The organism is Mesorhizobium sp. M4A.F.Ca.ET.050.02.1.1 (assembly GCF_003997725.1).
In the GTDB taxonomy this organism is placed as follows: domain Bacteria; phylum Pseudomonadota; class Alphaproteobacteria; order Rhizobiales; family Rhizobiaceae; genus Mesorhizobium.
In genome coordinates, this window is sequence record NZ_RZSG01000235.1 from 1 (window position 1) to 7,927 (window position 7,927).

The 7,927-nt window shown below is 64.7% G+C and carries 3 protein-coding genes and 1 pseudogene; all 4 read left to right on the forward strand.

Annotation, left to right across the window (positions count from 1 at the left end):
* Positions 1 to 1,097 (forward strand): annotated as a pseudogene (locus tag EOA33_RS16960) (hypothetical protein); the annotation flags it as partial.
* An 11-nt stretch (positions 1,098 to 1,108) separates the two neighbouring features.
* Positions 1,109 to 4,981 (forward strand): hypothetical protein, encoded by a 3,873-nt coding sequence (locus EOA33_RS16965; RefSeq protein WP_127406109.1) that lies wholly within the window; start codon positions 1,109 to 1,111, stop codon positions 4,979 to 4,981.
* A gap of 128 nt (positions 4,982 to 5,109) precedes the next feature.
* Positions 5,110 to 7,068 (forward strand): EB domain-containing protein, encoded by a 1,959-nt coding sequence (locus EOA33_RS16970; protein ID WP_127406110.1) that lies wholly within the window; start codon positions 5,110 to 5,112, stop codon positions 7,066 to 7,068.
* Positions 7,069 to 7,274: 206 nt separating this feature from the next.
* Positions 7,275 to 7,927, forward strand: a 653-nt coding sequence (rpe, locus tag EOA33_RS16975; RefSeq protein ID WP_127406111.1) for a ribulose-phosphate 3-epimerase, incomplete at its 3' end; no start/stop codon positions are given.

The window sequence follows — 7,927 nt, forward strand, 5'->3', positions numbered from 1 at the left end:
CATGGGGCTATACCCAGGACGAGCGCCGCGTCTGGGCGGTCGCCTATCACGGCGGCCGGGTCTACTATACGGTCGGCGAAAAGGCGGAGGTCTGGTCGGTGGGCATTGCCCGCGACGGCCGCTTCGCCGGCGATCCGCGCTGGGAGCTGACGGTCAAGGCCGACAAGGACTACGCCGTCACCGGCATCGCTTTCGACAACAAGGGCTTCATGTATCTGGCCCAGCGCGGCCCGGTGGAAAACCGCTACGATTACAGCCGCTTCGCCGATTCCGGCAAGGGCGAGGTCATCCGCTACTGGCGCGAGAATCCCGACGATCCGGCGACGGAATCGGTCTGGGTGGAAGTGCCGCAGGAATATGCGATCGGCTTCCCGCAAGGCAACCGCCAGTCGGCCGGTGGCGTCGATCTGCAATATGGCTATGACGCCGAGGGCAATCTCGACACCAGTGTCTGCACCGACACGCTGGTCAACACCGGCGACAAGTTGCGTGACAATCCGGCGCTTGCCGAGCAGCTCGCCGCTGGCGGGCCTTTTGCCGTGCATGGCGTCCAGTTCACGCCGACCCCGCTGGTCAAGCCGGCCAACCTGCCGCCCTTCGGCTCCTGGTTCGTCGACTTCGACAGCTATTTCGAGGACCCGGAAGTGGAAGGCCATGTCGGCGACGTCAGGGTCTGGCGTCCCTGCGAGGGCCGTGCCGGCTACTATGAGGAAATTCCTGGCGGTTACCTGCCGCCATTCTATCCGCCGGACTTCCCACCGCCCGGCAATCTGCCTCCCTGTCTCGATGTCGAGGATGTCCAGTACTTCTGCACGCCCTCGGGCCTCGAGGCCGATCTCTATCTCCATGACCATGCCGGCTTCGGCGGCGATTCGATCAAGGCTCTGTCCAAGACGCCAGGCGTCGGGGTGACCTCACCCATGTCGCATGCGCCGGGCACGCCATACACGATCGGCATCACCGGCCATTATCCGGGCGACACGGTCGATGTCGGGCTCTGCTTCTACAGGCAGTCAGACCGCGACAAGGGCGGCTACTACCCTTGCTGCAAAATGACCCTGCCGCTCAGAACCCCTGCCGTCAGCTGCGAACCGTGAGGGAGGGAAAGATGACCATTTCCGCGCTTTCCCCGCTTGCTCCCAGCAGCAGCAAACCCACCGTCATGGAGACGATCATGAAACCCCTGTCATATGCCAGGCGCGGCGCGCGCCGGCTGATGGCGGCCGGTATCGCGGTCGCCATGCTGCCGGCATTGCCGGCCTTCGCCGAGGACCCCATCCCGGCCAAGATCGTCGAGGCCGCAGGCCCGGAACCCAGGCTTGAGCTCGACAATCCCCGTGTCGTCAATCCCGAGCCGGGGCGCATCGTGCCGTTCTTCACCAAGAAGGGCGGCCAGAGAAGCTGCGACTACGTCTTCTACACCTTGACGTTCGGCCTGCGCGGCAATGCGCAAGCCTTTGCCAATCCCGTGCTTGCCAATGCGCTAAAGAACACCAGGCTCGACTTCAAGGACCAGCTTCCGCATGGCCTGCAGATCGTCAGCGCGCATGTGTCCGGCGATGGCACCGATGCGGCGGGCGGTGCACTGCCCGGTGCGGTGATCAGCACCTCGGCGGACCCGAACGACACCGCGACGGTTTCCGATTTCCGGATTTCCGCCAGCGATCTCGACGGCATGGGCGCTGCGAACGAACGCGCGATCACCTTCCAGATCGTGGCCAAGATCGACCATGCGGCGTTCCCCGCGCCGGCCATGGTCGACAACCAGGGCACGATCAAGGTGTCGATGGGAGGCGGCCCGGGGACCATCATCCCGTCGCAGGATCCGGGTAAGCCGGATGACGGCGATTTCCTCACCGGCGAGAAGACCTCGATCCGCATCGACTTGACCAAATGTAATCCGCCACCACCACCTCCCGGCAAGGAATGCTTCAAGGTGGAGCGCGGCACGGTCGATTGCGTGCCCGGCGGCGGCGCCTTCATCTACCACATGCCTGTCGGCCCGGAGATGGGTGGCAAGTGGGTGCAGGTCTCGACGACCACGCCCGGCATCACCATCATCCCCGACACGCAACTGGTGCCGGCGGGCGGCGGCGTGCTCAACTGGAAGATCGTCGGCGCATCGCCCGGTGATGTCATCCACCTTATTGTCACCGGCATCGAGACCTATGCCGGTCCGGAGGAGGGCTGGGGCCTGTGCTGCACGCAGACTATCGACATCGTCATCCCGCGCGACCTCAGATGCCCGCCCGACAAGGAGCCGGACCTCAAAGTCGAGAAGCGCGCCGATGTCACGCGTTGCACGATGGCCGGCGGCTGCGACTTCACCATCAGGGTCAGCAATGTCGGCGGCGCGCCCTATCACGGCAAGATCGTGCTCGACGAGGTGACGTTGCCAGCCGGCTCGGTGCTGGATTCCGGCCCGAACCCGCCCTGGGTCTGCGTGCCCGGCGTCACGCCGATGACCTGCACCCATCCGGTGACCACGCTCAACCCGGGCGCCTTTGTCGACCTCAAGCTCGGCTTCAAGCCGGCGCCGGGCTGGCAGGGACGCGTGCTGCGCAACTGCGCCATCTACGACTACCAGGCCAGCGGCAAGCCGCTGTTCGGCAGCCAGCAGAACGATCGCGGCTGCGCCTCGATCCCGATCTGCCGGCGTGGCGATCGCGACCCTGAGTGCCGGCCGCCGGTCGAGAAGAAGGTCGACCTGATCCTGAAGAAGCGTGCCCGCATCCCGGTCTGCACGGCTGACGGCATCTGCTACTTCGTCATCGACCTCATCAACAACGGCAGCGTCCCCTATAACGGACCGCTGACGGTCATCGACAGCTATCCCGGCGGCGCGCCTGCCTCCTCGACCTTCGGCCCGTCTCCGCCCTGGAGCTGTGGACCGAACGGCCCCGGCCAGTTCCGTTGCGACAATCCCGGCATCGTGCTGATGCCTGGCGCCTCGACGTCGATCGTCGTCAAGGCGGTGATGCCGGCAAACTACCAGTCGGACAGCGTTGAGAACTGCGCGGCGGTGAAGGCCATACCCGGTGAGGTCGACCTCACCAACAACAAGGCCTGCGCCAAGGAACGCTTCCGCCATCCCAATGGCGGCAAGCCCGGCCTGCGCATCACCAAGGTGTGCAACGGCTCGCTGGCCGGTGCCGCGGTGGTTTCCTGCCGCATCACCGTCAGCAATGCCGGCACGGCGGCCCCCACCGGTCCGGTGCGGGTCAACGATGCCGCCACGCTGGTGGCCGGTGGCGCGCCGGTCCAGATCCAGACCGTCACTCCCGACGGCGCTGAATGGGCCTGCGGACCGGTTCCGGCCAACACGCTGTCTTGCCAGATTCCCGGCGCCGTGATGACGCCCGGAACCTCCAGGCACTTCGACGTGACCGTCTCGGCCAATGGCGAGTTCGAGAACTGCGCGCGCGGCTCCTACGGGCCGGCGCCGGGAGACGACATCGTCTATCCGATCGGCCAGGCTTGCGCCAAGGGCGGCGGGGCTCCGACCATCCGCGTCGAGAAGACCGGCGACAGCGAATGCCGGCCCGGCCAGCCCTGCTCGTTCGAGATCACCATCACGAACGATGGGCCGAGCGCCTTCTCCGGTCCGGTCCGGATCGGCGATGCGATCGGCGTGGAAGGATTGGGCAGGCTGGAAGGCGTCGAGATCACGTCGATCGAGCCGCCCTTCGGCTGCTCGCCGGAACCGACGACGCTGCCTTTGTCCTGCATTGCCAACCTGACGCTCGGCGCCGAGGAAAGCCACGTGCACAATGTCACCGTGGTCATCCCCGATGACGGCCGTCTGGCCAATCTGCAGGGTCAGGTCCACGGTCAGAACTGCGTTGGCGTCCTGTCTCCGGATACGCGGGTGCAGGGCGGCGGCGACGTGCTTTCCGGCGATCAGGCCAACATCCAGGGCAATCGCGGCAAGGCTTATGCGTGCCATCCCTTCACCATCAGGAACGAGGTGAAGAAGCAGTGCTCGGCGGGCTTCGTCATGAACGATGCCGGCCGCTGCGTCTGCCCGGAAGGCACCACCTACCGCAACGGCCAGTGCACGGGCGACGGCGTCATCATCGAGCCGAAGCCAAAGCCAAAGCCTTGCGTCCTGCTCAAGGGCCAGATCCGCACCGAGGACGGGCGCTGTGTCTGTCCGCGCGGAACCGAGCTTGAGAACGGCGCCTGCGTGAGGATCACGCAAGGGTGCACCATACCCGGCTCGGTGCCGTCGGCGGATGGCGACAGCTGCTACTGCCCCAAGGGCACGCATCTCGACAGGAATGCGAATGCCTGCGTGCGGGACAAGCAGAAGCCCGAGCAGTGCACCATTCGCGGCCAGGTCCACGACGCGGACGGCGATTGCGTCTGCCCGAAGGGGACCGAGGTGCGCAATGGCGCCTGCCGGCCGATCCGGCCGAAACCGGAGCAGTGCCGGATCCCCGGCCAGGTCCGCAACGCCGATGGCGATTGCGTCTGCCCGAACGGGACCGAGCTGCGCAACGGCGCCTGCCGGCCGATCCGGCCACAGCCCGAGCAGTGCACGATCCGCGGCCAGATCCACGACGCCAACGGCAACTGTGTCTGCCCGAGGGGTACGGAAATCCGCGACGGCGCCTGCCGGCAGAAGAAGCCTGAACTGGAGCAGTGCACCATTCGCGGCCAGGTCCACAACAAGCGTGGCGAATGTGTCTGCCCGCGTGGCACCGAGGTCCGTGACGGTGCCTGCCGTAGGGTCCGGCAGGAATGCGCTCCGGGTTCGCAGCTGATCAACGGCCAGTGCCAGCCGATCATCATCCTGCGGCGCTGCCCGACCGGGACGACCGGAAAATATCCAAACTGCGTCCCGATCCGCAAGCCGGGCGTGGAGGTCAACCCGAACCTGCTGCTCAATCCGAACATCCTGCAGCAGCTGGTGCCGAGACGTACGCCGCAGGTGCAGCAGGATCCGGCGGGTGCGAACATCCAGAACTCCAAGCCGTGATCTAGCGATAGGAAAACCAGAACCCCGCCGGAGCAATCCGGCGGGTTTTTCGTTGGCGGGATCGCCCGCGTGAACCTTGATGCCGCGAGCGGCGACCAATCGCTGAAGGAACACATCAGGAGAGAGAGATGTCTTCAGTCAGCTATGCCTTTCGCAATACGGTTGCGACTGTTGCCCTGTTCGCAGCCGGACTAGTCAGCACCTCCGCTTCCGCCGCGCAGGCCAACATCAAGTCGATGTCGTTCGACACGCAGAGCGTCAACACCACGCTCCATGTCGTTTCGAGCGACAAACAGAAATGGGACAGGCTGAAAAGCGGCACGGTCCAGTTCTGGGGCCACATGAAGATCGACACACGCTGGCCAGGCTACGTGCAGCAGGTCGGTGTATCGCTCGGCGTATGCGGCCCCAGCCAGTGCGGGGCGTTTCCGCCGATCTGGAGCGCATCGCCGGTCAGCCGCGACTATGATCACCAGGCGAACTTCTCCTTCGATCCCTCGATCATGGCGCTGTCTTCGAATGCGGACATCGCGTCGGTGCCCTATGGCGATCAGATTATCGCCAAGTGCAACCAGCACCTCCAGCCCGATGGGCCGACGAAGTCCTATTCGTTCACGCACACCTTCCACGCAACCTTTTCGGCGCTGACCGACAAGGCGCTCGACATGCACAATGCTGCCACCGAGACGACCGGCGGCAGCTGGCCCTATCCGATCTACGAATCGCATTATGCCGAACACGGTTCGTTCGACGTCCAGGTCGTTTGCGATCCCGTCGTCAAACCGGCGGCTCAGGACATCGCCGTCGATTTCGGCGAATTCGAGACAAAGAACGTCAAACTGTTCCTGACCACCTACCGCTCGAACCAGCCCGGCTCGACACCCGGCACAGTGTGCCCGGCGCTCAAGGTGACCAGCCGCGCGCAGGCCAACAAGGCCGGGCCGGTATCGATGCGCATCTGGCGGCAGAAGGACAATGGGCCGATCACATCGGAATTCAAGCAGGTCTGGGCGTCCTTCGACGCGGGCAAGAACGGCTATTTCGCCACTTATGAGAAATGGGAGAATGTCGGAGCGACCGCGTACTTCCAGTACAAGACCGAAATAGTCGGCAACGGCCCGTTCGAGCCCTTCGACGGCTGGAAAGACATCACCGTCCATTGCACTGGCGCGGGCGGCGGCGGCTTCACCGATGGACCTCAGGCCGATCCCGACAACCCGCCGGCAAAGGCCGACTGGCAAGGCGAAGTGACCGTTTCCGACAGCGCCGGATCGAGGAAACTTTGCCCGCGCAAAGGTCAGGTCGCGTTCGAAGCGAGCCGCGATGCTCCCGGCGCGTTGCACTACCGGATCGGTTGCTCGAACGGCGCCTTCTTCACCGGGACCGCGGTCGCCTTCAACGAAGGCGGTGTGTTCAAGGCCAGCGCCGCGCACGATCTCAGCATAAGCAGGACCCGCTCGATCCAGTGCACCTTGCAGGAGATCAAGCCGAATGGATCCATTGCCACCATCGACGCGGATGCGGAGGATTTCACCTGCATAAAACGCACTGTCGAGCCCAAGGTCGACGATCTTGTCTCAAGCACGCGCCCCGACTTCGGCAAGCCCAGGCTGCCGCCGGTCGTTGTGGATCCCGGCCGCAAATGCCTGCCCAGCCAAAGCTTGCTGCGCGGCAAATGTGTCGACAGGCCGCTGGTGGCCGCATGCAAGAGCACCGAGAAGCTGGTCGACGGCAGGTGCATCGGCGTCAGCATCCACTGCCTGCCCGGCTATCATCAGGTCGGCCTGAAATGCGTGAAGAATGCCGTGATCGCCGGGAAATGCCGGCGTGACGAACAGCGCATCAATGGCGAATGCGTGCGCAAGCCTTCCATCATCATCGACTGCAAACGCGGCTACCATCTGGTCGGCAAGGCATGTGTGAGGGACGCAATCATCACCACGGGCTGCCGGCCGACCGAAATGACGGTGCGCGGACATTGCGTGCCCAGGCCGGCTTCGAAGACGCTTGGGCTGCAGAAGTTGAAGCAAGGCAGAGGCCCGTCGTTCCTGCCGGGACAGGCCAGGTCACGACTTCAGGTGAACTGAATCCTGCTGCAAACCAGGAGAGAGGCGGCGACGCCTCTCTCCTTTGCGGGATGACGAAACGTCATCCCGATCGGGAGCGACGTAGCTCCTTTTTGGGCGCTGGCTGCGCTCCAACACATAATCAGGCATTGTCCCTTTCGAAAAACGGTTCCGATTTTCCGGCCGATGCGCTAGGGCGGAGCGGACTTGAAGAACGGGAAGCGGACATGGCCAAGAAAACCCTGATCGCGCCATCGGTGCTGGCGTCGGATTTCTCGAAGCTCGGCGACGAGGTCGAGGCCGTCGCGGCAGCCGGCGCCGACTGGATCCATCTCGACGTCATGGACGGCCATTTCGTCCCCAACATCACCTTCGGCCCGCCGGTGGTAAAGGCGATCCGCAACCGCAGCAAGGCCTTCTTCGATTGCCACCTGATGATCGCGCCGGCCGATCCATATCTGGCCGCCTTCGCCGAGGCCGGCTGCGACGGCATGACCGTGCATGCCGAGGCCGGACCGCATCTCGACCGCTCGCTGCAGACGATCAGGAACCTCGGCAAGAAGGCCGGCGTGTCGCTTAACCCGGCGACACCCGAAAGCGCTGTCGAATATGTACTCGACCTGCTCGACCTGATCCTGATCATGACCGTCAACCCGGGCTTCGGCGGTCAGGCGTTCATTCCGGCCATGGTCGACAAGGTGAAGCGGGTGAAGGCGCTGATCGGCAACCGTCCGATCCAGATCGAGATCGACGGCGGCGTGTCGCCGGAGACGGCGCCGCTGGTCACGGCGGCGGGCGCCGACGTGCTGGTGGCGGGCGCCGCCATCTTCAAGGGCGGCAGCGTCGAAGCCTATCGGGCCAATATCGAGGCGATCAGGAC